At 63.3% G+C, this 21,906-nt stretch carries 22 protein-coding genes; 7 read left to right on the top strand and 15 right to left on the bottom strand.

The window, feature by feature from the left end; all coding sequences use genetic code 11:
* Nucleotides 1–55 precede the first annotated feature (55 nt).
* From sdhA to pip, 11 genes are all read right to left on the bottom strand, one after another.
* Nucleotides 56–1,858, bottom strand: a complete 1,803-nt coding sequence (gene sdhA, locus ABZ728_RS03165; RefSeq protein WP_366654273.1) for a succinate dehydrogenase flavoprotein subunit — start codon at nucleotides 1,856–1,858, stop codon at nucleotides 56–58.
* 6 nt (nucleotides 1,859–1,864) lie between these two features.
* A complete protein-coding gene (gene sdhD, locus ABZ728_RS03160; protein WP_366654272.1) occupies nucleotides 1,865–2,260 on the bottom strand; it encodes a succinate dehydrogenase, hydrophobic membrane anchor protein in 396 nt (131 codons plus the stop codon).
* Between the two features lie 3 nt (nucleotides 2,261–2,263).
* The gene (gene sdhC, locus ABZ728_RS03155; protein WP_366654271.1) at nucleotides 2,264–2,650 is read right to left on the bottom strand and encodes a succinate dehydrogenase, cytochrome b556 subunit; all 387 of its coding nucleotides are present in this window, start codon (nucleotides 2,648–2,650) and stop codon (nucleotides 2,264–2,266) included.
* Nucleotides 2,651–2,888: 238 nt separating this feature from the next.
* Entirely contained in the window at nucleotides 2,889–4,667 is a 1,779-nt protein-coding gene (gene ptsP, locus ABZ728_RS03150) for a phosphoenolpyruvate--protein phosphotransferase (RefSeq protein WP_366654269.1), read from the bottom strand.
* Nucleotides 4,668–4,745: 78 nt separating this feature from the next.
* Nucleotides 4,746–5,048, bottom strand: a complete 303-nt coding sequence (locus ABZ728_RS03145) for an HPr family phosphocarrier protein (protein ID WP_366654267.1) — start codon at nucleotides 5,046–5,048, stop codon at nucleotides 4,746–4,748.
* Nucleotides 5,045–5,479 (bottom strand): PTS sugar transporter subunit IIA, encoded by a 435-nt coding sequence (locus ABZ728_RS03140; protein ID WP_366654265.1) that lies wholly within the window; start codon nucleotides 5,477–5,479, stop codon nucleotides 5,045–5,047. The genes ABZ728_RS03145 and ABZ728_RS03140 overlap by 4 nt, the downstream gene beginning before the upstream one ends.
* A gap of 56 nt (nucleotides 5,480–5,535) precedes the next feature.
* Nucleotides 5,536–6,504 (bottom strand): RNase adapter RapZ, encoded by a 969-nt coding sequence (gene rapZ / locus ABZ728_RS03135; RefSeq protein ID WP_366654263.1) that lies wholly within the window; start codon nucleotides 6,502–6,504, stop codon nucleotides 5,536–5,538.
* Nucleotides 6,497–7,135, bottom strand: a complete 639-nt coding sequence (locus tag ABZ728_RS03130; RefSeq protein WP_366654261.1) for an HPr kinase/phosphatase C-terminal domain-containing protein — start codon at nucleotides 7,133–7,135, stop codon at nucleotides 6,497–6,499. Before ABZ728_RS03130 ends, rapZ begins: the two co-directional genes overlap by 8 nt.
* 61 nt (nucleotides 7,136–7,196) lie before the next feature.
* Nucleotides 7,197–9,029: a stimulus-sensing domain-containing protein gene (locus ABZ728_RS03125; RefSeq protein ID WP_366654260.1), complete on the bottom strand. Its 1,833-nt coding sequence runs from the start codon at nucleotides 9,027–9,029 to the stop codon at nucleotides 7,197–7,199.
* A 139-nt stretch (nucleotides 9,030–9,168) separates the two neighbouring features.
* A complete protein-coding gene (locus ABZ728_RS03120) occupies nucleotides 9,169–9,867 on the bottom strand; it encodes a response regulator transcription factor (RefSeq protein WP_366654258.1) in 699 nt (232 codons plus the stop codon).
* 162 nt (nucleotides 9,868–10,029) lie between these two features.
* The gene (gene pip, locus ABZ728_RS03115; RefSeq protein ID WP_366654256.1) at nucleotides 10,030–10,980 is read right to left on the bottom strand and encodes a prolyl aminopeptidase; all 951 of its coding nucleotides are present in this window, start codon (nucleotides 10,978–10,980) and stop codon (nucleotides 10,030–10,032) included.
* 171 nt (nucleotides 10,981–11,151) lie between these two features.
* Here pip and ABZ728_RS03110 point away from each other — a divergent pair, with 171 nt between their 5' ends.
* The 3 genes from ABZ728_RS03110 to ABZ728_RS03100 all read left to right on the top strand — a co-directional run bounded on the left by ABZ728_RS03110 (nucleotide 11,152) and on the right by ABZ728_RS03100 (nucleotide 14,095).
* The gene (locus tag ABZ728_RS03110; RefSeq protein WP_366654254.1) at nucleotides 11,152–11,970 is read left to right on the top strand and encodes a thermonuclease family protein; all 819 of its coding nucleotides are present in this window, start codon (nucleotides 11,152–11,154) and stop codon (nucleotides 11,968–11,970) included.
* A 35-nt stretch (nucleotides 11,971–12,005) separates the two neighbouring features.
* A complete protein-coding gene (locus ABZ728_RS03105) occupies nucleotides 12,006–12,557 on the top strand; it encodes an MmcB family DNA repair protein (protein WP_366654252.1) in 552 nt (183 codons plus the stop codon).
* 230 nt (nucleotides 12,558–12,787) lie between these two features.
* Complete coding sequence (locus tag ABZ728_RS03100; protein WP_366654251.1) at nucleotides 12,788–14,095, top strand: hypothetical protein; 1,308 nt, start codon at nucleotides 12,788–12,790, stop codon at nucleotides 14,093–14,095.
* Nucleotides 14,096–14,115: 20 nt separating this feature from the next.
* Here the strand turns inward: ABZ728_RS03100 and ABZ728_RS03095 are convergent, their stop codons facing one another.
* Nucleotides 14,116–14,691: a GNAT family N-acetyltransferase gene (locus ABZ728_RS03095; RefSeq protein ID WP_366654249.1), complete on the bottom strand. Its 576-nt coding sequence runs from the start codon at nucleotides 14,689–14,691 to the stop codon at nucleotides 14,116–14,118.
* Between ABZ728_RS03095 and ABZ728_RS03090 the strand changes: the two genes are divergently transcribed.
* A complete protein-coding gene (locus ABZ728_RS03090; RefSeq protein WP_366654247.1) occupies nucleotides 14,690–15,157 on the top strand; it encodes an OsmC family protein in 468 nt (155 codons plus the stop codon). The genes ABZ728_RS03095 and ABZ728_RS03090 overlap by 2 nt on opposite strands.
* Nucleotides 15,158–15,179: 22 nt before the next feature.
* On the opposite strand, the gene ABZ728_RS03085 is transcribed toward ABZ728_RS03090, so the two are convergent.
* From ABZ728_RS03085 to cobT, 3 genes are read right to left on the bottom strand one after another with little or no spacing between them, the layout of a single operon-like run.
* Nucleotides 15,180–15,752 (bottom strand): ActR/PrrA/RegA family redox response regulator transcription factor, encoded by a 573-nt coding sequence (locus tag ABZ728_RS03085; protein WP_366654349.1) that lies wholly within the window; start codon nucleotides 15,750–15,752, stop codon nucleotides 15,180–15,182.
* An 18-nt stretch (nucleotides 15,753–15,770) separates the two neighbouring features.
* Nucleotides 15,771–17,240 (bottom strand): ActS/PrrB/RegB family redox-sensitive histidine kinase, encoded by a 1,470-nt coding sequence (locus ABZ728_RS03080; RefSeq protein ID WP_366654245.1) that lies wholly within the window; start codon nucleotides 17,238–17,240, stop codon nucleotides 15,771–15,773.
* A 54-nt stretch (nucleotides 17,241–17,294) separates the two neighbouring features.
* Nucleotides 17,295–18,326, bottom strand: a complete 1,032-nt coding sequence (gene cobT, locus ABZ728_RS03075) for a nicotinate-nucleotide--dimethylbenzimidazole phosphoribosyltransferase (protein ID WP_366654244.1) — start codon at nucleotides 18,324–18,326, stop codon at nucleotides 17,295–17,297.
* Nucleotides 18,327–18,343: 17 nt separating this feature from the next.
* Here cobT and cobS point away from each other — a divergent pair, with 17 nt between their 5' ends.
* From cobS to ABZ728_RS03060, 3 genes are all read left to right on the top strand, one after another.
* Entirely contained in the window at nucleotides 18,344–19,243 is a 900-nt protein-coding gene (gene cobS / locus ABZ728_RS03070) for an adenosylcobinamide-GDP ribazoletransferase (protein WP_366654242.1), read from the top strand.
* A 22-nt stretch (nucleotides 19,244–19,265) separates the two neighbouring features.
* Nucleotides 19,266–19,886 (top strand): LysE family translocator, encoded by a 621-nt coding sequence (locus tag ABZ728_RS03065; RefSeq protein ID WP_366654240.1) that lies wholly within the window; start codon nucleotides 19,266–19,268, stop codon nucleotides 19,884–19,886.
* 249 nt (nucleotides 19,887–20,135) lie between these two features.
* Nucleotides 20,136–21,830 carry an NAD(P)/FAD-dependent oxidoreductase gene (locus ABZ728_RS03060; protein WP_366654239.1) on the top strand — a complete coding sequence of 565 codons (1,695 nt, stop codon included), beginning with the start codon at nucleotides 20,136–20,138 and terminating at the stop codon, nucleotides 21,828–21,830.
* Nucleotides 21,831–21,906: the final 76 nt, after the last annotated feature.

Raw genomic sequence — 21,906 nt, 5'->3', positions numbered from 1 at the left:
CGGATCTACATTGACATCGCCGGCCAACCACCGATGGCCGGCCGGGACGCAGCCGTCAATAGGATCGCACCTTCGGCGGGAAGGACTGAACCTCGTTGGTCAGCGGCGTCAGATGAACCGGACGATAGTCGATCCGGCTCTTGCCGTGCTCATCGACCCAGACGACCGTGTGCTTCATCCATTCATCGTCGTTGCGGTCCTGAAAATCTTCACGCGCGTGGGCGCCACGACTTTCGGTCCGATTGACGGCGGAATGCACGGTCGCCACCGACTGGATCATCAGATTGTCCAGTTCCAGCGTCTCGACCAGATCAGAATTCCAGATCATCGATTTGTCGGTGACACCGAGGCCCGCCTTCTTGTCCCAGGCCACCGAAATCTCATCGACGGCCTTTTCGAGCGTTTCCTGCGTCCGGAAAACCGCGACATTGCGCTGCATCGCCTGCTGCATCTCCAGGCGGAGATCAGCGGTATCGACCTGCTGCTTGCCGTGGCGAACCCGATCCAGCCTGTCGACGGCATCGTCGCCGGCGTCGTCTCGAAGCGCCCTGTGAGTTGTATCCGGCGCGATCACTTCCGAAGCGCGGATCGCCGCCGCCCGCCCAAACACCACCAGATCCAGCAGTGAATTCGAGCCGAGGCGGTTGGCGCCATGGACCGAGACGCAGGCCGCTTCGCCAATCGCCATCAGCCCCGGCACGGTCCGGTCGGGATCGTCGGGCGTCGGGCTCAGCACCTCGCACCGGACATTGGTCGGGATACCGCCCATGTTGTAGTGAACGGTCGGCAGCACCGGGATCGGATCCTTGGTGACGTCGACGCCGGAGAAGACGCGGGCCGTCTCGGCGATACCGGGCAAACGCTCCAGAATCACCGCCGGATCGAGATGATGGAGGTTCAGGTGGATGTGGTCCTTGTTCGGCCCCACGCCGCGTCCCTCGTTGATCTCGATCGTCATTGCCCGGCTGACGACATCGCGCGATGCCAGGTCCTTCGCGTTGGGGGCATAGCGTTCCATGAAACGCTCACCCTCGGCGTTGGTCAGATACCCGCCCTCGCCGCGCACGCCCTCGGTGATCAGACACCCGGCGCCGTATATGCCCGTGGGATGAAACTGGACGAATTCCATGTCCTGAAGCGGCAGTCCGGCGCGGGCGACCATGGCATTGCCGTCGCCGGTGCAGGTATGCGCCGACGTGCATGAGAAATAGGCGCGGCCGTAACCGCCCGTGGCCAGCACAACCATATGCCCGCGAAAGCGGTGAAGCGTGCCGTCATCCAGGTTCCAGCACATGACGCCACGGCAGACGCCGTCTTCCATGATCAGGTCAAGGGCAATGTACTCGATGAAGAATTCCGCTTCATGCTTCAGCGCCTGCTGATAGAGCGTGTGAAGCATCGCGTGGCCGGTCCGGTCGGCGGCGGCGCAGGTGCGATAGGCGCGCCCCTCGCCGAAATGAGTCGTCATGCCGCCGAACGCACGCTGATAGATCTTGCCGTCTTCGGTCCGCGAGAATGGCAGCCCGTAATGTTCCAGCTCGATGATGGCCGGCACGGCCTCGCGGCACATATACTCGATCGCGTCCTGATCGCCCAGCCAGTCCGACCCCTTGACGGTGTCGTACATGTGCCAGCGCCAGTCGTCGTCGCCCATATTGCCGAGCGCGGCGGAAACGCCGCCCTGGGCCGCAACCGTATGGCTGCGCGTCGGGAACACCTTCGAGATGCAGGCCGTTTTCAGGCCCTTCTCCGCCATCCCGAATGTCGCCCGCAGCCCGGCGCCGCCGGCGCCGACGACGATGACGTCATATGAATGGTCGATGATTTCATAAGAACTGTTTCGTGCGGCGGCCGCCATTGTGACCTACCCTCCCAAACCGGTGCGAATAACAGCAATGATCGTCGCCACGGCGAATACCGCGAGCAGGCCCTTTGTGCCGAGATCCGCCATGAGCCGTAACGTGTGGTCGTGGATATAGTCCTCGTAGACGGTTTGCATACCGAGCGCCGCATGATGAAACGTCGCAACGATCAGCAAAATCAGCATCACGGCGACGAACGGCGACGACATCCACAACACGACGGTCGCATGCGGCGCACCGATCAGGCCGAGCAGCGAAACGACGAACCAGACGCCAAGCGGGATCAGGGCCAGCGACGACAGCCGGGTCGACCACCAGTGACCGGTGCCGGACTTTGCCGATCCCAGACCACGGACGCGGGACAGGGCGGAGCGGAAATCACGATTATTTTCGGACATCGGTCACCAGACGATATAGGCGATGATCCAGGAGAGCAGCGTCAGGCCGGCTGACGCACCCACGGCGATCTGGCCCGTCAGGTTCATGACGGGAAGGTCGAATCCATATCCGGCGTCCCAGAACAGGTGACGGATTCCGTTGCAGAGATGGAAGAAGAAAGCAAAGGTCCACCCGAACATCAGGATTTGCCCGATGAACGACCCTATGAAGCCCTGGGCCGTCGCATAGGCCTCGGGACCGGAGGCGGCCGCAAGCAGCCACCATACGAGAACGAGCAGGCCGACTGTCAGCGCGATGCCGGTCGCCCGATGCAGGATTGAAAGCACACTGCTGATCTGAGGCCTGTAGATCTGCAGGTGCGGCGAAATTGGTCTTGCCTTGGACGCCATGCCGTCATCGCCTCGTTCTTTGCGAGCCCCCGAAGTTACCCCCGGAATTTACCCCCCGGAACTTAACCCCGTAACCTGCCCAAGCCTACTTGCCGGACGGGATACCAGGGCGGCATGCATGCCGCCATCCCGGAAATATGTCGACAGATGTACCCGCTCGGCCCCGACAAGTCAACGAACGCCCCCGCGCTGCAACATCGTGAATCGCATGTCACGGGTACGTTTGCGCGTGCCGGGATCAGGCCGACACGGCATCGTTGAAGTCGTCCAGCAACACCCCGATTCTGGTGCGGTCCGTCTGGGCAAGGATATCGGCCACTCTCTGCCGGGCCGACGGGAGATCGAGGCGCAGCAGACGCTCCTTCACCGGCAACAGACTGCCGGGCGCCATGGACAGCGACGTCAGCCCCATTCCGGCCAGCAGCGGGAGCATCCTCGGATCGCCGGCCATTTCACCGCACAGGCTGAGCGGACGTCCAGCCCGGCCGGCAGCGTCGGCAACCATTGCGATCAGCCGCAGGACGGCCGGATGCAACGGATCGTACAACGCGGCGACGCTGTCGTCGGCGCGGTCGGCGGCAAGCGTGTACTGCGTCAGATCGTTGGTGCCGAGCGCCAGAAAATCGCAGCACTGCGCAAGGATATCCGCCGTCACCGCCGCACCGGGCACCTCGATCATGGCGCCGAGCGGCGGCGGCGCGTCGGGAACGGCTTCACCCCGCGCCTTGAGGGCGGCATGACAGCGGTTCAGTGCGTTGCGAACGTCGCTTACTTCCTGCGGCGCGATGACCATGGGCAGGAGAATGCGCACCGGCCCCAGCGCGGCAGCGCGCAATATCGCGGAAAGCTGGCTGGTCAACAATCCGGCATGCCGTAGCGACAGGCGCACCGCCCGCAGCCCGAGCGCCGGGTTTGGCGACGGCGCCCCGGGGCGCCCCAGCGCGCCGACCAGCTTTTCGCCGCCCGCATCCAGTGTCCGTATGGTAACCGGCCGGCCCTCTGCCCCCTCGACGATCGATTGCAGAACGGCGGTCTGCTCTTCCTCGTCGGGAATATCGTCGCGATTCATGAACAGGAATTCTGTTCGAAGCAGGCCGACTCCGGCGGCATCGAGTGAGGCGACGGACTGCACTTCCCACGGCAGTTCGATATTGATCATCAGATCGAACGCCGTCCCGTCGCGAGATTGCGAAGGCACGCCGATCAACGAGCGAAGCCGGTTCCGGGCGCGACGGTCCAGGCTCTGGCTGTCGCGGTACCGGGCGAGGACATCGGCAGGCGGATTGACGATGATCCTGCCGGCTGACCCGTCGACGATGACGGTATCGCCGGAAACGACACCGCTCGAAAGCCCCTCGGCGCCGAGCACCGCCGGGATGCCGAGCGACCGTGCCATGATCGCCGTATGCCCCTGTGCGCCGCCGGTCAGGGTCGCGAATCCGGCGACCTGTTCGGGACGCATCAAAGCCGTATCGGCCGGTGTGATTTCGTCCGCAATGATGATGCTGCCCGCCGGCAATTTGCCGAAAGCGCGATACCGCTGGCCGGTCAGGGCCCGGATCAGACGCCCGGCGACGTCGCGGATATCCTGGATCCGGGCCGCCAGATACGGGTCGTCGATGGCCTCGAATCGGGCGCGGATGGCCGCTGTCTCAGCCTGGACGGCAGCCTCGGCATTCAGACCCTCGTCCCGTATCCGGTGCTCGACGCCCCGGATGAGCCGCGATCCCTTGAGCATGCTCAAATGCGCATCCATAAGATGGCCGACGTCGCGCCCACCTTCGCCGGGAATCGATTCCGTGCGCACCCGGATATTCTCGATCTGGCCGACTGCCGTCGTCACCGCCTCCTCGAACCGGACGCACTCCGCCCCCCGATCTTCTTCCGGCAGGTGATAGCGGGGCAGGTCGCCCAATCCCGTTTCGACCAGATGCGCCGGGCCAATGGCAATACCCGGCGACACGCCGGTGCCGGCATAGATCGTCCCGTATGGGGTCGGGTTCGGGTCATCGCTCATGAGCGGCCTCTTGCGGATCGGCGGTGGCTGCGTACGGCAGCGGATGGTAGCTCTGTGCCAGGGATCGAATTTCGGGGATCAGTTCTCGTCGAATCCGCGTTCGACCAGTTCGACCAGCCTTTCGACCGCTTCGGCGGCTCCGTCGCCGGCGCCCTCGATCTCGATCTCGCAACCCGGGCCGGCCGCCAGCATCATCAGCCCCATGATGCTTCCGCCGCCGACCGATTGACCGCATCGGCTGACGGTAACATCGGCGGAGAACTGGGCAGCCGTCTTGACGAATTTGGCGGCGGCCCGGGCATGCAGACCCCGCTGGTTGCATACCGTAACGGTGCGGACGACCCTTGCGACCTTCAAGCTCTCGACCTTTCCAGCCGTCATGCGTCCCTCTCCGCCAGGAGCGCCGATGCGACATTGATGTATTTCTGCCCCGCCTCGCGCGCCTTCATGACGGCGTCGGCCATCGTCTCTGTGCCGCGAACGCTGGCCAACTTGATCAGCATCGGCAGATTGATACCGGCTATAACCTCGATATTGCCCCGCTCCATCGTCGAGATGGCCAGATTGCTGGGCGTCCCGCCGAACATATCGGTCAGCAGCACGACACCGCGCCCTTCATCCACCTCGTCGATCCGTTGAAGGATCTCCGCACGGCGGGCTTCCATATCGTCGTCGGGACCGATGCAGATCGCGGCCATGCCGGTCTGCTCTCCCACGACGTGCTCCAGGGCTGCGATGAATTCCGAGGCCAGGCGGCCGTGAGTGACCAGCACCATGCCGATCCTGCCCGCCGCATTCTTTCCACCGCTCATATTTCGCCCCATCTCGCTGTCGTTTGTGCGCCGCGCCGTCATGTTGTGTCACCGTGTCAGATCCCGCGCGGAATGTCCGAATTCGGAGGATTTCCCGGCGTGGGCGTACCATCGGGGCCGGAGACCATCGGCATATCCCGATGCACGACCGTCGTGCGGTACCCACTATCCTCGAACCATGACCCGAGCCGCCCTGCGACGACCACCGACCGGTGTTTGCCACCTGTACAGCCGATGGCGATCGTCAGATAGCTCTTTCCCTCCCGATTGTACCGGGGCAGCAGCGGCCCCAACATCGCCGTCAGACCGTCGAAAAACGCCGTGAAGTCCTTGTCCGCCTCGACGCGCGCCGCCACACGCGGATCGGTGCCGGTCAACGGCCGCAGATCCGGATCCCAATGGGGATTGTCCATGAACCGGACATCGAACACGAGATCGGCTTCGCGCGGAAGCCCCTTGGTGAAGGCAAAACTGGTGACCGTGACGACCACCGAGGGACCCTCGGCAACGGCCAGTGCCTCGCCAACATAGCGACGCAAGTCATGGATCGTCATCAAGGACGTATCCACGTACAGGTCCGCATGTTCGCGTACAGGTCCGACGAGAGCTTCCTCCAGGACCAGCCCGTCGGCAACGGGCCGATCCTTGGCCAGCGGGTGCCGGCGGCGTGTTTCTGTGTACCGTTGCAGCAGCTTTTCACGGTCGCAATCGACGAACACCATCCGCACATCGAGGGCCGGATCGGCCCTGAGCGCCGCCACGGCCGCGCCCAGCGCCCGTGCGGTAAAGCCGCGCGTCCGGCCATCGATCGTCAGCGCCACTGGTCCCGGATCCGTGCCCAGCCCGGGCACCGTGGGGACATCGCGAAGCGACAGGAACGGCCCGACCAGCCCGATCGGCAGGTTATCAACCGTCTCGTGACCCAGATCCTCCAGAGCCTTCAGCACCGTCGACATGCCCGCACCGGACAGTCCCGTTACCACCACCACCCGGCGCCGGCGCTCATCAGCGGCCCGATCAACCATCGCGATCCTCATTATCTTCCGGACCGGATTCTGGCCGAGATTCCGGCCCGGGCCCCACGCCAACGCCGCATTCGGTTCCGTCTGCGGATCGGTCCCGCTCATTATCCGGCGCCGGCCCCGATTCCGCCGCCGGCTTCGGCACAAGCGTCTTTACACTATTCAGGGTGCCGTATGCCAATACTCGGCGCACCGCCCAGCGCACCCGCGCCGCCGCCGATGCCTTCGAGGCATCCACCAGCAGACAGGGTATGTCGACGCCATTGAGATGCTGGCTCGTGATCGGCGCCATCCGTTCGATATCGTCAGCGTTCGTCAGGCACACGAGCAGACGGATATCGGCCTCGCCCAGGAACGGAACGGTCATGACACCAAGACCCCTGATCTCCAGCAGGCCCGCCAGCAAGGGCGGCGGCGCGGCGGTTGCCAGGCCATCGCGGGCGGTTATGATTACGCGATCGTCGGCGACCAGCGTACCGCCGCCGTCGATGAGGCGCACGGCCAGATCGGATTTCCCCGACCCGGACGGACCGAGCAACAGGCAACCCGACAAGCGGTCGCCGAAAACGGAAACGCAGGTCGCATGCATGGTATCCATCGTGACGAACTTGGCCGCGCGCCTCCCCCCTGTCAATCAGCTGTCGCCGCTTTGCCCTGTCGGCCAGCCATTTGCCACGCTCACGCTTATCGGCCGGTTATCGGGCCGCCGGTATGTCCACCCGAAAGACGGCACCGATTCCGTCAGTCCGGTTGCGCGCGGTTATGCGGCCGTGATGGGCCTGCACGATCTGCTTGGAAATGTTGAGGCCGAGTCCCGAATGAGTGCCAAATTTCTCGCCGGCCGGCCGCTCGGTGTAGAAGCGGTCGAAAATGGTCTCGAATTTCCCTTCGGGGATGCCGGGACCATCGTCGGTGACCGTTACCACCACCATGTCGTCTTCGCGCCAGCTTCTCAGCACCACACGGCCATCAGGCGGCGAGAACGACACCGCGTTGGCGACGAGATTGCGCAGGACCTGAACCAGGCGGTCGCGCAGCCCGAGAACGGTGAGGTCAACGGACTGATCGGCCCGCACATCCAGCGCAACATCCTCGCTCGTCTCGCGATACATGCCATCGAGCATGTCGAGCAACTCGGCCATGTCCACGATCTCGGCTTCGGCGCGCGACAATTCGGCGTCGAGCCGTGAGGCATTGGAAATGTCGGTGATCAGGCGGTCCAGACGCTGAACGTCCTCCTCGATGATGGTCATCAGACGCTTCAGCTTTTCGGGATCCTGAATCCGCGTCGTCGTCTCCACCGCCGACCGCAGCGATGAAAGCGGATTCTTGATTTCGTGGGACACATCCGCCGCAAAGCTTTCGATCGCGTCCATCCGCGCCCAGAGCGCAGCCGTCATGTCGCGGAGCGAGCCGGAAAGCTCGCCGATCTCGTCCCGCCTGCGGGTGAAATCCGGAATGACCTGCTGACGGCCATGCCCTCGACGAACAAGATCGGCGCCGGCAGCCAGACGGCGGATCGGGACTGTGATCGAGGCGGCGAGATAGATCGAGAGCAGGATCGTTACACCGAGCGAGACCCCGAAAACTTTCAGGATGTTCTCGCGCAGCGACTGGATGGTCCGGTCGACACGCGTCGTATCTCTTGTCAGCATCACGACACCCAGCACGGCCCGAAGCTGCTGGACCGGTACCGCGACGCCGACCTTTTGCCCGCCATGATCGAGCGACCACACCTGCTGGCCCAGACTGCCATCAAGGGCACGCTGAACGGGCGGATATTGCGCCGCATCGGTAAACGGCAGTTCCTCGTAAACCGGCCAGCGTTTGCGTTCGGGAAAGGCACCGACGACGACACCGTAGAGCGTGTCGAAGGCGGCGCGGAGCCAGCCGTCGCTGCCGACCTCAGGCAGCGGCTCGACTTCGACCAGACCGCCGCCCCCAACAAGAAGTCGGCTGTCGCCGATCAGTGTGCCGTCCGGATCGAACAGGCGCGTGCGGGTGTCGGTCGCTTCATAGAACCGGCGCACCATCTGCCGGCCAAGTTCCGGATCGAGACCGGCCGGATCACTCAAGCGGTCAACGATCGCGCCTTCAGCAACCAGTCCCGCAAAGATCTGCGCTTCGGTGCGCAGCGACTCCAACTCGTCCTGAATCAGTTCTTCTTCATATTGGCCAAGATACAATATCCCCGAGACAAGTATGACCAGTGCCAGGATGTTGACCGCCAGCACCCGTGCCGTCAGCTTTGATACGGATATCAGCCGCCGCCGCGGATAATCGCGCGGCCCGGCCCAGTCATCGCCTGCCGCAGTGTCGTCCGGCCGCTCTCCGGCGGCCGAGGTCGGCGCATCCCGGCCGCGACCGCCCATCCGATCGGTCGAGGCAACCCCGGTGGACGAGGGATCCTCCGGTGTTCCGGTCCCGGCATTCAAGCGGCGCCGGAGAAAGACGCCGATACGCCGCCTCCAGGTTTCCTGTTCGGCGGTCGTCGCCGCATGTCGGCTTTCAGCGGACCCGTCAGCCATTGTCGTGATCCTCGGCGGCCGTGATCCCCGCGATCGTCATCCGCAGGACTGTGACGCTGGCACGAATGGCGGCTGCGCCACATCGCCGATACAGGATACTCCCCGCCCGGGCGCTATCCAAAGCGTTCCCCTGGATTCGCTATTCGTCCTTATACCGATACCCGACGCCGTAGAGCGTTTCGATCTGATTGAAATCGTCGTCAACTGCTTTGAACTTCTTGCGAATCCGCTTGATGTGGCTGTCGATGGTCCGGTCATCGACGTAAATGTGCTCGCCGTAAGCCGCATCCATCAGTTGATCCCGGCTTTTCACATGGCCCGGCCTGACCGCCAGGGCATTGACAAGCAGAAACTCGGTCACCGTCAGGTCGATCGCGCCGCCCTTCCAGAGGCATGCATGCCGATTGCTGTCCAGCGTCAGATTGCCGCGCACGATGATCGCATCCGGGTCGCCCCCTTCCGCGGCCGCGCCAAGCTCGCGGCGGCGCAGCAGCGCGCGAATCCGCTCGATCAGCAGACGCTGCGAGAACGGCTTTTTGATATAGTCGTCGGCCCCCATCCGCAGCCCGAGCACTTCGTCGATCTCGTCATCCTTCGAGGTCAGAAAGATGATCGGCATGTTCGACGATTGCCGGAGGCGCTTCAGCAGTTCCATTCCGTCCATACGCGGCATCTTGATGTCGAGCACGGCCAGATCGACGGGCCGCGCTGTCAGACCGCGATGCGCCTCGTCGCCATCGGCATAGGTTCGGACATCGAATCCCTCCGCTTCGAGAGCGATCGAGACCGACGTCAGAATATTTCTGTCGTCGTCCACCAGGGCAATCGTTTGGGACAATTTTCTTCTTCCTCCGTCCGGTGGCCAGTTATCGACGTGACGGCGATCGTCAGCATATAACATATTGTTATCGTCGGCGGTACTTCCAGAGCAAAGGCCAAAGCAATGGACGGACGTGCCCGGTCCCCTTTCGCCTGCGGGCGACAGGTCCGGACGACACGGCTATTTCAGCGATCGAAAACGGCTGGTCGCTTCCACCAGGGCGGATCGGATGCCCGGCTCCATGGCCGAATGGCCGGCGTCATTGACGACCACATAGCGCGCCTGGGGCCATTCCCGATGCAGCCGATCCGCGGTCTCGATGGGGCACACGATGTCGTAGCGGCCCTGCACGATCGCGGTTGGTATGTGCCGTATCCGGTCCAGACGGTCCAGCAACCGGTTTTCAGGCTCGAACATATTGTTGCGGAAATAATGCGCTTCGAGCCGGGCGAGGCCGACGGCATGATCGTCACTGCCGGCCAGCGCCATGGTGTCGGGACTCGGCATTAGGGTCGAACAGGCGCCTTCGTACAGGCTCCAGGCACGCGCCGCGGGAATATGGATCGAGGGATCGGGGGACGTCAGCCGCCGATAATAGGATTCCAGCAGCGTATCCTGCTCGTCCTGCGGCAGATGCGCGACGAACCGATGCCACGCTTCGGGGAAGATCTTGCGCATGCCATACAGGAACCAGTCGATCTCGTACTGGCGCATCAGGAATATCCCGCGCACGACCAGCGATACTACGCGGTCGGGATGGCTCTGGGCATAGGCCAGAGCAAGCGTACTGCCCCACGAGCCACCGAAAACGTGCCATCGGTCGATGCCACGGTGCAGCCGAAGCCGCTCCATATCGGCAATCAGATGATCGGTGGTATTGTCGCGGGTTTCCCCCAGCGGCCGGGAACGCCCGGCACCGCGCTGGTCGAAGATCACGATGCGATAGCTGGCCGGATCAAAGAACCGGCGATGGACCGGGGACGCACCGGCACCGGGCCCACCGTGAAGAAACACGACCGGGGTCCCCTCGGGGTTGCCGCTCTCCTCCCAATAGACACTGTGCAGGCCGTCGACCTGTAGATAACCGGTGGCATAAGGGTCGACCGGCGGAAAGATCACATCACGGGGCATCGACGTTCCGGCATTTGCAATAGGAAGTTCAAGACGGTAAATGGTTACGCCAGCGACGGAGACCAGATATTCTGTCTCTGTGCCGCTCGCGTGCCATTGCCAGGACAGGTTTAGTCGCCCCCGATGCAGCGCTTCAACATCCGTGTTCCCATTTCTGCGCGAATTCGGCAATTGATTCCTGCTGCCGCATGGCTCCGGGTCTTCGCCGTACTGGCGGCCGCAGTTGTTGTCTCACCGGCGGCAGCCCAGATTCCGGACGACCTGTCGGCCGCAGGCACGGCCGAGGTCACGGAGGTCATCGACGGTGACACCGTCGTCCTGGACGACGGCAGCGAGGTCCGCCTGGTCGGTTTGCAAGCCCCGAAACTGCCGCTCGGCCGGCGTGGATTCCAGTCCTGGCCGCTGGCCGGAGACTCGCGGGACGCGCTGGCCCGGTTGGTGCTGGACGAATCGGTAATGCTGGCCTATGGCGGGCGGCGCACCGACCGCCATGGTCGCGCTCTGGCCCATCTGATCCGGGATCGCGACCATCTCTGGATCCAAGGCGCCATGCTCGAAGCCGGCATGGCGCGCGTCTACAGCTTTGCCGACAACCGGGCGGCGGTTCCAACAATGCTGGACAAGGAACGTCTGGCCCGCGGTGGACGGCGCGGTATCTGGGCGCTGGACCATTACGCCGTGCGCACCCCGGATCAGGCCAGCGAAGAAATCGACAGCTTCCAGGTGGTCGAGGGTGTCGTCGTCGCCGTGCGACGGCTGGGCAACGGCCGGATCTTCCTGAATTTCGGCCGGGACTGGCGGACCACGCTGTCCGCCACCATAGCCCCCGATGCCGTTGCACTGTTCGACGCGGCCGACGTCGATCTGCGCGCCGTCGAAGGACGTCCGGTCCGCCTGCGGGGATGGATTTACCACCACAACGGTCCCTCCATCGACCTTACCCATCCCGAACAACTGGAATTCCCGATTACGCCGGAGTGGCGGCCTTGACATGAGATGGCGCCGTAAAAGAAACTCAAGCGGCCATGAGGGAACAAAACAAATACACCGAGCCGGGTGCCCAGCGGGATAACTGCCGCGAGGCAAGCGCCGTTCCGGACGGCCGCCCCGCAACGACCACCGCGTTGACCCGCGGCATCCGCCGATATCTCGTTGCCTGCGGCGGCGCGACGGTGACCGAGCTGCGCCTGGCGTCCGGGCGCCGGGCCGACATCGCCTGCATAGACGCCCGGGGGATCGTGACGATTGTCGAGATCAAGAGCGGCCCGGAAGACCTGAAGGCCGATTCGAAATGGCAGACCTATCTGGACTATTGTGACCGGTTCTATTTCGGTGTTTCACCATCCTTTCCGTTAACACTGTTGCCCGAGGAAGCCGGCATAATTCTTGGTGACGCTTATGAAGCGGTCGTGCATCGCGACTGCACCCCATCGCCGCTGGCGCCAGCGCGCCGCAAGGCGATGATGATACGATTCGCTCAAACCGCCGCGACCCGGCTGATGCGCGTCGAGGACCCGACGGATCCGACGACCGGTTCGCTCGCCGACGCGATACCAAGCATCCCGTCACGGTTGTAAATTAACCATTCACTGAGACTTAACTTTTCTGTGGTTCGCTGTCGGGGTTGCGTGGCGCCTCACGATCGTCTCCCTCTTGTCGAACCAACTCGCGTCCATGGCGGGCACGACCTGCAGGACGGCGAGACGCCGCAGACGGAAACGGCTCGACGGAACAATTGCCGATAGCGGCCCGGTAAAAAGGGGCGGATCGGTTCTATGATATTCGAATCCGCCAACAGGAAATCTTCATGGCAACAAGAAACAGGGATAGCATTCGCCGTGACATGGCGGACCAGCCTCGTGCCAGCGCGGAATACGCTTTGCTCGATTATGCCGAGCGTCTGGAAAGATTCACCGCCGGGCGAATGGCGGTCCATATTCATCTTTCTCGTCTGCAATCCTATAACCGCCGCGAACATCACACGCGGGTTGCCACGACAACATTCGAGGACACGATCAAATCCTTCGACGGGCAGTTGTTCCAACTCTCGAACAAGGATCTCGTGTTCGTCTGCAAAGGCGGCTATGTCGGCGACCTGGATCAGGCGGTGTTGAGACTGCGTTATCTGTTCAGCGAAGACCCCCTTACGCAGTACAAGGACGACGATACCGATGCCGGTTTCTGCACCTGGTACCGGCTGGAGAGCGACTACGAACGGTTTCTGGAGAGCGTTCGGCGACTCTATGAGACGAGCGAGCGCGAAAAGCGCGAGGCCGAGCGCGTCAATGCCACGATGAGCAGCCGGGGGGCCGAACCGCCCCGCAAGCCGCTGACACCGCAGATGCTCGGCAGCCTCGTCAGCGCCCTGGAAAAGGCGGATCTGTCGTCGATGATCCGCATGCAACCAATTTGCGCGCTGGCGGGCGATCAGGACCCCGAGCCGGTGTTCAGTGAGAAATTCGTCTCGATCGGCGAGTTGGAAAAAACCGCGCTGGACAATGTTTCGATAGCGGCCGATCCGTGGCTGTTCAAACACCTGACCTATACTCTCGACAAGCGCATGATGCGCCAGATCGAAAGCGACCAGGGAAGCGACAAGCAGCCGTTCAGCCTCAACCTGAATGTCGGTACGATCCTGTCCGAAGAGTTCGAACGATTCGACAAGGGCGTCGGCATCGGACTCAAGGGCCGGCTCGTCATCGAGCTCCAGAAGATGGACATTTTTTCGGATATGGGCGCCTATATGTTCGCCCGCGACTACCTCCACGAGAAGGGGTACAAGGTGTGCCTGGATGCCATGACACATCTGACGCTGCCTTTCGTCGACCGCGAGCGTCTGGGCCTGGACCTTGTCAAGATTTTCTGGAGCCCCGAATTGCTGACGCCGGGGCGCGAGAAGCTGCTGGACGACCTCGAAACACATGTCCAGAAGGCCGGCCGCGCGCGAATCATCATGGCCCGCTGTGATGACAGAAACGCGATCGAGATGGGGCGGCGCCTTGGCATCAGCCTGTTTCAGGGCTACCACATCGACAAGCTGCTGGCGAAGCGCCGCGCGCCGGGCGCCGCCATGGGGTCGGTCGGACCCAAGAAAGCAGCCATGCGCCGACGATAAGCCGGAGGCCGCAACGAGCTCTAGGTTCGGGACGCTTTTGCCGGCCGCTGGCCGATCGGCTTTTCCATGAACAGCCGCTGATCTGGGTCCAGCCCGCCGGCGGCTTCGCTCGACGGAATTTCCCTGAGCGGCGGCTCGGTGTAGGGCGCCCTGTCCTCGGCACCCGGCTCCGCCGGCCGGAACCCGAGTCTGGCGTAATAGGGCGCGTTCCACGGTACATCTCTGAATGTGCGCAGCACCATCACGGCGGCACCGGCCGAAAGCGCCCGTTCCGCTGTCCTTTCGATGATCCACGCGCCCAGGCGGCGACCCGAGTATTCGGGCACGACTGACAGCTCGGCCAGATAACAGGTCTGTCCGCAGATTTCGTAAAAGGCGAAGCCCGCTATCCCGCCCCTCGGCGGAACCGCGATCAGCGCCGTACCCGCCTCGATATAGCGTTGTACGATTGCGGGAGGCGTCACGCCGGCTTCGGCCAGCCATGCCATCCCGATTGACCGGAATCGTTGGGCAGCCGCGTCTTCCGCGGCGCGCAGGGGTTGGATATCATGCCGCCCGGCGGGCCGGATCGCAAAGGACTGGAGACCACGCATCATGAATAGCCATGCCTATGAAACCACCATCGACTGGACCGGCAATCGCGGCCCGGGAACGCGCGACTACCGCTCTTACGACCGATCGTACAGCGTCGCAGCACCCGGAAAGGAGACTTTTGCCGGATCGGCCGACCCGGCCTTTCTGGGGGCCGCCGATCTCTACAATCCGGAGGAACTGCTCGTGGCTGCCGTGTCGGCCTGCCATATGCTGTGGTACCTGCATCTATGCGCGGTAAACAAGGTCGTTGTGATCGCCTATCGCGATCGGGCAACCGCCACCATGACCCTCGGGGCCGACGGTATCGGAGCGATCGACGCCGCCACCCTGAACCCAATGGTAACCATAGGTTCGGGCGACGCAGGCATGGCCCGACGACTGCATGACGAAGCACATACCAAATGCTTTATCGCCCGGTCGGTAAAATTCCCGATCGAGTGCCGGCCAACCATCCTGACGGACGCCTGACCCCCCCGGATCAGGCCCCGGATCAGGCCCGCGGCGCGTGCTTGTTAAGGATCCGCTGCAGCGTGCGGCGGTGCATCCTCAGCCTGCGTGCAGTTTCCGACACATTGCGGTCGCACTGCTCGAAGACGCGCTGAATATGCTCCCACCGGACCCGGTCGGCCGACATCGGATTTTCCGGCGGTGGCGGCAGACCCTCTTCGCCGCCACCCAGCAAAGCCGCTTCGACCTGATCGGCGTCGGCCGGCTTGGCCAGATAGTCGACGGCCCCGGCTTTAACGGCCGAAACGGCAGTCGCGATGTTGCCATATCCGGTCAGCACGACGATCTTGCATTGCGGCCGCATCTCGCGGAGCAACGGCACGGTTTCCAGGCCATTGCCGTCGCCGACGCGCAGATCCAGGACCGCATAGGCCGGCGCCACCTGCCGCGCAAGCTCAAGCGCCTCCTCTTTGGACTGGGCCGAGACGACATCGAACCCCCGTTTTTCCATGGCACGGGCGAGGCGATTTCGAAACGCCGCATCGTCATCGAGGATCAGCAGGCTGCGCTCCGCATTACGAGGCGGCAGCGGCTTTGCTTCTTCGTTCACTACCATATCGACGGTCATTTATGTTCACTCCGTGGAGATGTTCGATCCCCCGATTTCCAAGATAGGACGGTCCCACGTAACGGCAACCATGGCACCGTTATCGCCGCCCCCTGCGTCCCGGGCGTTCAGAAATGCGAGCCGCCCGCCGCTGTTTTCCAGCAGCGTCCTGGCGATGAATATGCCGAGCCCCAAGCCACCACCGCCGCCGTTGCGGGCACGGCCCCTATCAGAGATATAGGGTTCCCCGAGCTTGCCGATAAGGGGCGCCGGAAATCCGGGACCGTCGTCACGGATAACCAGCCGCACTTCGCGCGGACTCCATTCGGCGTGGACGACGACCCTGGACCGTGCGAACTGAATGGCGTTCTCCAGCAGATTTCCCAGGCCGTGCATCAGGGCCGGCGTCCGGCGCACCGATGCCGGCTCTGCCCCGTCCCGCCCGAACTCCTCGACATTCAACGAAATTCCGGGCCGGAGATGCGGGGCCGCAGCCGCTTCCACCAGAGCGGACAGGCTCAGCCGCTCGAACGGGTCGTCGTCCGTGTGCCTCGTGGCATCGGGGGCTTCGGGGCGTTGCGCCAGCTTGGCCAGAATATCCCGGCAGCGTTTGGCTTCCGACTGCAATAGCCGGGCGTCATCGGCCGCCGGACTGCCGGCCGGCAGATCGTCGACCAGTTCCCGCGCCACCACCGCGATGGTTCCCAGGGGCGTGCCAAGCTCGTGGGCCGCGGCCGCGGCAAGCGCGCCGAGCGAGGAAACCCGCTGCTCCCGCGACAGGGCGAGTTCGGTCGCCTTCAGCGCCGCTTCCATACGGCGGCTATCATCGGCGACATGCCAGACATAGGCGGCGATGAACAGGGCCGACACCGTCAGCGCCAGCCAGAGGCCCAGCTTGTAGATGCCGGCCGCATCTCCACCCAGCGATCCCACGGGGAAGGAACCCACGGGCAGCGACCCCACGGCCAGCGGTCCGGGCAAGGGATAGTGCCACGCGAACATTACCAGGATGCAGCAGACGGTAAGCCCGGACAGGGCAAGCGTGGCCCGCCGCGAAAAGATCGTCGCCGAAACGGTCAGCGGCGCCAGGATCATGATGGCGAACGGGTTCAGGATGCCGCCCGTCAAGGTCAGCAGAACCGTAAGCTGGATAATGTCGAACGCGATATACAGCGCGGCATCGCGTTCGGCGAGGCGGAACGGCGCCCGCCCCTGTATCGTCGCCGCGACGTTCAAAAGCACCGATACGGCGATGACGGCAAGGGCGGCAGCCAGCGGGACCGCATAGCCGATCCCGAAATGGACAATCAGAACGGTGACGAGTTGTCCGGCGATCGCGATCCAGCGAATTGCGATCAGCGTTCGCAAACTGATACGGTTCGGGGCCAATAGCGCCGGAAAGTTGCTCTTCCCCGGCTCTGTTTCGCTCTCCCGCGCGATGCCCGCCGCCTGATCCCCCGTCGCCTGATCCCCCGTCGCCTGATCCCTCGTCGTCATCGCATTCTTCACTTCCCCGTGGCATCGCTTGCAACCGCCAGGTGGCGGCGGTGGTCAGCCGTCCTTGCCGCTGACCCCGGCCTCGGCAAACGTTGCCATACCGGAATGACAGGCCACGGCGGCCCGCACGATCTGCAGGGCAAGGGCTGCGCCAGAGGCTTCGCCCAACCGCATGTCGAGAGACAACAGCGCCTCGCGACCGATCCGGTCGAGCAATTTCCGATGTCCCGGTTCGGCCGACACATGGGCGACCAGACAGTGGTCGAGCGTCTTGGGATCCATCGCCCACAGCACCGCCGCTGCCGCCGTGCAGGCGAACCCGTCCAGCAGAACCGGCACCCGCGCCATGCGCGCCGCCACGATCGCGCCAACGATCGCCGACAATTCGAAACCGCCGAGACAGCGCATCACATTCAAAGGCTCGTCCATGGCAGCATCGTTCGCAGCGAGTCCGTCCCGCACCGCTGCCGCCTTTACCGACAAACCTTCACCGTCGACGCCGGTTCCAGGCCCGACCCAATCTTCCGGATCGCCGCCGAACAGCCGCGTGCAGATCGCCGAGGCCGAGGTCGTATTGCCGATGCCCATTTCACCCAGGCACAGGATGCTGATGCCCTGCTCGACCGCCATCATCCCATAGGCCATGGCCTGGGCGCAGGCCTCTTCCGACATCGCCGGGCCCTGCGTGAAATCGGCCGTCGGATTGTCCAGATCCATTTCGTAGACGCGCAGATCGCTGTCGGCCAGGTGGCAAAGCTGATTGACCGCCGCACCGCCGTTCTGAAAGTTCGCGACCATCTGTCTGGTCACACCGACCGGAAACGCCGACACCGGGCGCGCCGCGGCGACGCCGTGATTGGCAGCAAAGACGGCCACGCGCGGGTGGCGCATTTCCGGCGGATGGCGGTTCTGCCAGGACGCCACCCAATGCGCGACATGCTCCAGCTGACCCAGCGCGCCGGGCGGCTTGGTCAACTGCCGCTCGCGTTCCATGCAGGCCGTCCCGGCCTCGAGGTCCGGGCCCGGCATACCCCGGATCAGGTCGCGAATTTCGTCGAAGCCGACGGTGCTGTTCGTTTCGGTCATGGACAGGATCCGGATCAATGGTGTTAAGCAGGGGTGATACGCAGCCTTCTGTCTGCCACGAAGCCGAACAACCGTCAAAGGCCGCCATGACGCCACCGGGCCCAGAAGACAGAACCGCCGGACCTCGCGCCAATCCCAGGGCCATCGCCGCCATGGCGTTGCTGGAATTGCGCGCCGCCATGCTCTTTCTGACGCGGCTGCCCGTGGGCTGGTCGGGGGACTTCCCGGACACCATGCAACGCCGGTCGCAGGCCTGGTTCCCGCTGGTCGGGGCGCTGGTCGGCATCGTCGGCGGCATCGTCCTGGCCGCCGCGTGGTGGCTTTCGCTGCCGCCAATCATGGCGGCGCTGTTTGCCGTCGCGGCCCAGATGCTGCTGACCGGCGCGCTGCACGAAGATGGCCTGGCCGATGTCGCCGACGGTTTCGGCGGCGGGGCAACGCGCGAGCGCAAGTTGGCGATCATGCGCGACAGTCAGGTCGGCAGCTATGGCGTGCTGGCCCTGATCCTGTCAGTGGGCCTGCGCACGACGGCCATCGCCGTGCTGGTCGCCCCGCCGCACGGGCTTGCAACGGCCTTCACTGCCCTGATCATCGCCGGCGCGGCGTCGCGAGCGGCCATTCTGCCGATTGCCGCCCTGCTGCCACCGGCCCGGCGCGACGGCGTCGCCGCCACATCGGGCGGACCGACCCCGACCCGGCTCGCCGCGGCGCTGGGCGCGACGGCGCTGCTCGCCCTGATTGCCCTCGGCCCCGGAGCGGCACTGACGGCCTTGACCGCCGCCGCCGCCGCCGTCATCGTGCTCGCTCTGATAGCACGCCATCAGGTCAGGGGATACACCGGCGACGTGTTCGGCGCGGTGCAGCAGGTTGCCGAAATCGCGGCCCTCACCGCCCTTATCGCCGCCGCAGCGGTATAGACCAGCAGAAAGGGACACCGTCATGAGCCTGGAGATCTGGGTCGTTTACGCGTTCGCCGCCCTGGCACTGTCGGTGACTCCGGGCCCCAACGGCCTGCTGTGCCTGAACCACGCCGTGCGTTTCGGCTTTCGCCGCACCGTCTTCACCGCGCTCGGCAGCATCGTCGGCATGACAATACTCATCGGCGCGTCAATGGCCGGCCTCGGCGCCCTGATGCTGACCTCGGAAATGCTGTTCTCGGTCGTCAAATGGATCGGCGCGGCCTATCTGATCGCGCTGGGCCTGCGCATGTGGTTTGCCCCCGCTGCCACGGTGACGGTGCGCGAGGCGACGGGCCTCGACGTCATCTCCCGGCGCCGGGCCGGATTCCAGGGTGCCATGGTGGCGCTGTCGAACCCCAAGGCGCTGCTGTTCTTCGCGACGTTCCTGCCCCAGTTCATGCAGCCCGGCGTCTCGCTCTGGCTGCAATTCGCCATCTTCGCCGGCACCTTCGCGGCGATCGAGTTCGCCTATGAGCTGATGCTGGCCGGCGCCGGACGCCAGGTGGCCGGCTGGATCGCCCGCCATGGCCGCGTCTTCAACCGCGTCACCGGCGGCGCCTTCATGGGCGTAGGCGGCACGATCCTGTTCTCGGAGCGGTAGAACCCTGACAACTCATTCCTTTCCGGGGCGAGTCCGTGCGTCTTTCCCCCGCGATCATCTTGTGACTTGAGTAGATCACAGGAAAATTTGCAACCTGTGAACGATTATATGCAACGTAATTATTCTTGTAGTTGTTTTTAGTGCTTTGCTCGGGCAGGGTCGGGTATCACCGCACATAGCTGTTGCAAAAGTGAGCCAATGCCAGACTTGCACCACTGCCCTGTACCCGCGACGAATCCGGAATTCGTCGTGCAAAGCTTCGTCGACATCCTTTACGACTATCGCTCGTTCCTCGGAGGCGGACCGATTGGATCACCTCCCATATCGATGGAGGGCGATGTCTGCATCATCGGGGCTGGGCCTTCCGGCTTGTGCGCGGGCTACGAATTGCTGAGAGTCGGACTTGTACCAACGATCCTCGAGGCAAACGACAGGGTGGGCGGACGCAATTGGAGCCGTCCCTTTACGAATCACGATGGTAGGCCAGTATCAGCATTCGCCGAAATGGGGGCGATGCGCTTTCCGGCCTCCAGCCACCTTTTGTGGCACTATGTGACCAACACATTCGGACTTGGAGCGATGGACGACTTCCCGGATCCGGGCACCGTCGAAACGATGCTGTGGGTACAAGGTAAAAAAATTCCCTGGCCTGCCGGCAATCACGATACACCACCGCCTCCTTTCGACAAGATCGCCAGAGACTGGGACAATTTTATTACGAACCTTACCAGTCGCCTCATGACTGCTTGGGCTGCAAGCGATCTGGCGGGCATCGTCTCGGCCTGGCAACGACTAATCGATCAATATTCCCATGTATCATTTTACGAGGCACTGGTTCAGGGCATTCCCCAATGGGACGAGGACGACCTATATCTATTCGGAGCACTGGGGATCGGCTCTGGTGGCTTCGGCTGCTTTTACAGTATAGGCTTTCTCGAAATTCTGCGCATTGTGGTCAACCAGCTCGAAGTAGATCAACGTGGTATCGTCGAGGGTATATCGGCGCTCGATGAGGGCTTCTACCGCCATAACGTGTCACTTGCCGGTTCACTCGCTTCTCTAGAAAGCTTGAATGCCGTGAAATTCAATGCGCGCGTCGTCTCTATCTCACGCGACTCTAACGACGGTCGGTATCATGTCACCTGGGAAACGGGGGGTAAAACTACAACCGAAAGTTTCCATACCGTCATTGTCGCGACAACGACACAGTCGATGCAAATGATGGGACTTGGCATAGGTGACGTGCCGGACGAAACACTGCTTGCCGATCCAGCAGAGAATGCTGGCATTCGCGGACTGCACATGACAAAGTCGTCTAAGTTGTTCATTCGGACCGCGACCAAGTTCTGGAAGCACGCAAACCTGCCCCAGAACATCCAAACTGACCAACTGCCACGCGGGGTCTATTGCCTGGATTACCCGCAAACCGACAACGGCGTGGTATTGGTGAGCTATACTTGGGAAGAGGACTCGCAGAAACTTCAGGCACTGGATGCGGCGAACCGATTCCGGATCCTGCGCAACCAGCTAGCGGTTGCCTTCCCAGAGTTCGCTACTGCGCTTGATCCCGTCAACGGCGAAATTCTGTCAATCGACTGGCAGGACGAACCGCACATGCACGGAGCGTTCAAACTCAACCTGCCAGGGCAGGAGGCGAACAATGATGCCTTGTTCTTTCAGTTCCAGCGTGCCGAATTTGGCCAACCAGCGCTGATCCTCGCTGGTGAGGGGATATCCTGGTCCGGCGGATGGGTCGAGGGCGCGTTGCAAACCGGACTGCAGGCGGCCTGCGCTGCTTTGAGGTCCGTTGGTGGACACGTAAGATCAGGCTCGCCGCTGGAAATGAAGCGGCATTTCACCTACCGACGCAAGAAGGGCGACGAATATCTCGTGGGTCGGACTCACTCCAGCTTCCGCCAATCTTCGCCGCAAGTGGCGCGCTAACAGGTTCGACTGCCGAGTGGCGACTGCACTGGACGCCCGACGGACTCCATCGAAGACCCGCAAAATCATCATGCGA

Source organism: Fodinicurvata sp. EGI_FJ10296, assembly GCF_040712075.1.
In the GTDB taxonomy this organism is placed as follows: domain Bacteria; phylum Pseudomonadota; class Alphaproteobacteria; order DSM-16000; family Inquilinaceae; genus JBFCVL01.
The sequence above is the reverse complement of the archived record's forward strand: the minus strand, read 5'-3'. Positions and strand labels throughout refer to the sequence as shown.

Bases quoted from the DNA above. Each gene is read 5' to 3' on its own strand.
- ABZ728_RS03140 (WP_366654265.1), bottom strand. From the start codon at position 5,479: ATGAGCGGTGGAAAGAATGCGGCGGGCAGGATCGGCATGGTGCTGGTC.
- cobT (WP_366654244.1), bottom strand. From the start codon at position 18,326: ATGACCGAAACGAACAGCACCGTCGGCTTCGACGAAATTCGCGACCTG.
- sdhD (WP_366654272.1), bottom strand. From the start codon at position 2,260: ATGTCCGAAAATAATCGTGATTTCCGCTCCGCCCTGTCCCGCGTCCGT.
- ABZ728_RS03125 (WP_366654260.1), bottom strand. From the start codon at position 9,029: ATGGCTGACGGGTCCGCTGAAAGCCGACATGCGGCGACGACCGCCGAA.
- ABZ728_RS03105 (WP_366654252.1), top strand. From the start codon at position 12,006: ATGAGGGAACAAAACAAATACACCGAGCCGGGTGCCCAGCGGGATAAC.
- ABZ728_RS03090 (WP_366654247.1), top strand. From the start codon at position 14,690: ATGAATAGCCATGCCTATGAAACCACCATCGACTGGACCGGCAATCGC.
- cobS (WP_366654242.1), top strand. From the start codon at position 18,344: ATGGTGTTAAGCAGGGGTGATACGCAGCCTTCTGTCTGCCACGAAGCC.
- ABZ728_RS03145 (WP_366654267.1), bottom strand. From the start codon at position 5,048: ATGACGGCTGGAAAGGTCGAGAGCTTGAAGGTCGCAAGGGTCGTCCGC.
- ABZ728_RS03095 (WP_366654249.1), bottom strand. From the start codon at position 14,691: ATGATGCGTGGTCTCCAGTCCTTTGCGATCCGGCCCGCCGGGCGGCAT.
- ABZ728_RS03085 (WP_366654349.1), bottom strand. From the start codon at position 15,752: ATGGTAGTGAACGAAGAAGCAAAGCCGCTGCCGCCTCGTAATGCGGAG.
- ABZ728_RS03100 (WP_366654251.1), top strand. From the start codon at position 12,788: ATGGCAACAAGAAACAGGGATAGCATTCGCCGTGACATGGCGGACCAG.
- pip (WP_366654256.1), bottom strand. From the start codon at position 10,980: ATGCCCCGTGATGTGATCTTTCCGCCGGTCGACCCTTATGCCACCGGT.
- ABZ728_RS03065 (WP_366654240.1), top strand. From the start codon at position 19,266: ATGAGCCTGGAGATCTGGGTCGTTTACGCGTTCGCCGCCCTGGCACTG.
- ptsP (WP_366654269.1), bottom strand. From the start codon at position 4,667: ATGAGCGATGACCCGAACCCGACCCCATACGGGACGATCTATGCCGGC.
- ABZ728_RS03080 (WP_366654245.1), bottom strand. From the start codon at position 17,240: ATGACGACGAGGGATCAGGCGACGGGGGATCAGGCGACGGGGGATCAG.
- sdhA (WP_366654273.1), bottom strand. From the start codon at position 1,858: ATGGCGGCCGCCGCACGAAACAGTTCTTATGAAATCATCGACCATTCA.
- rapZ (WP_366654263.1), bottom strand. From the start codon at position 6,504: ATGGTTGATCGGGCCGCTGATGAGCGCCGGCGCCGGGTGGTGGTGGTA.
- sdhC (WP_366654271.1), bottom strand. From the start codon at position 2,650: ATGGCGTCCAAGGCAAGACCAATTTCGCCGCACCTGCAGATCTACAGG.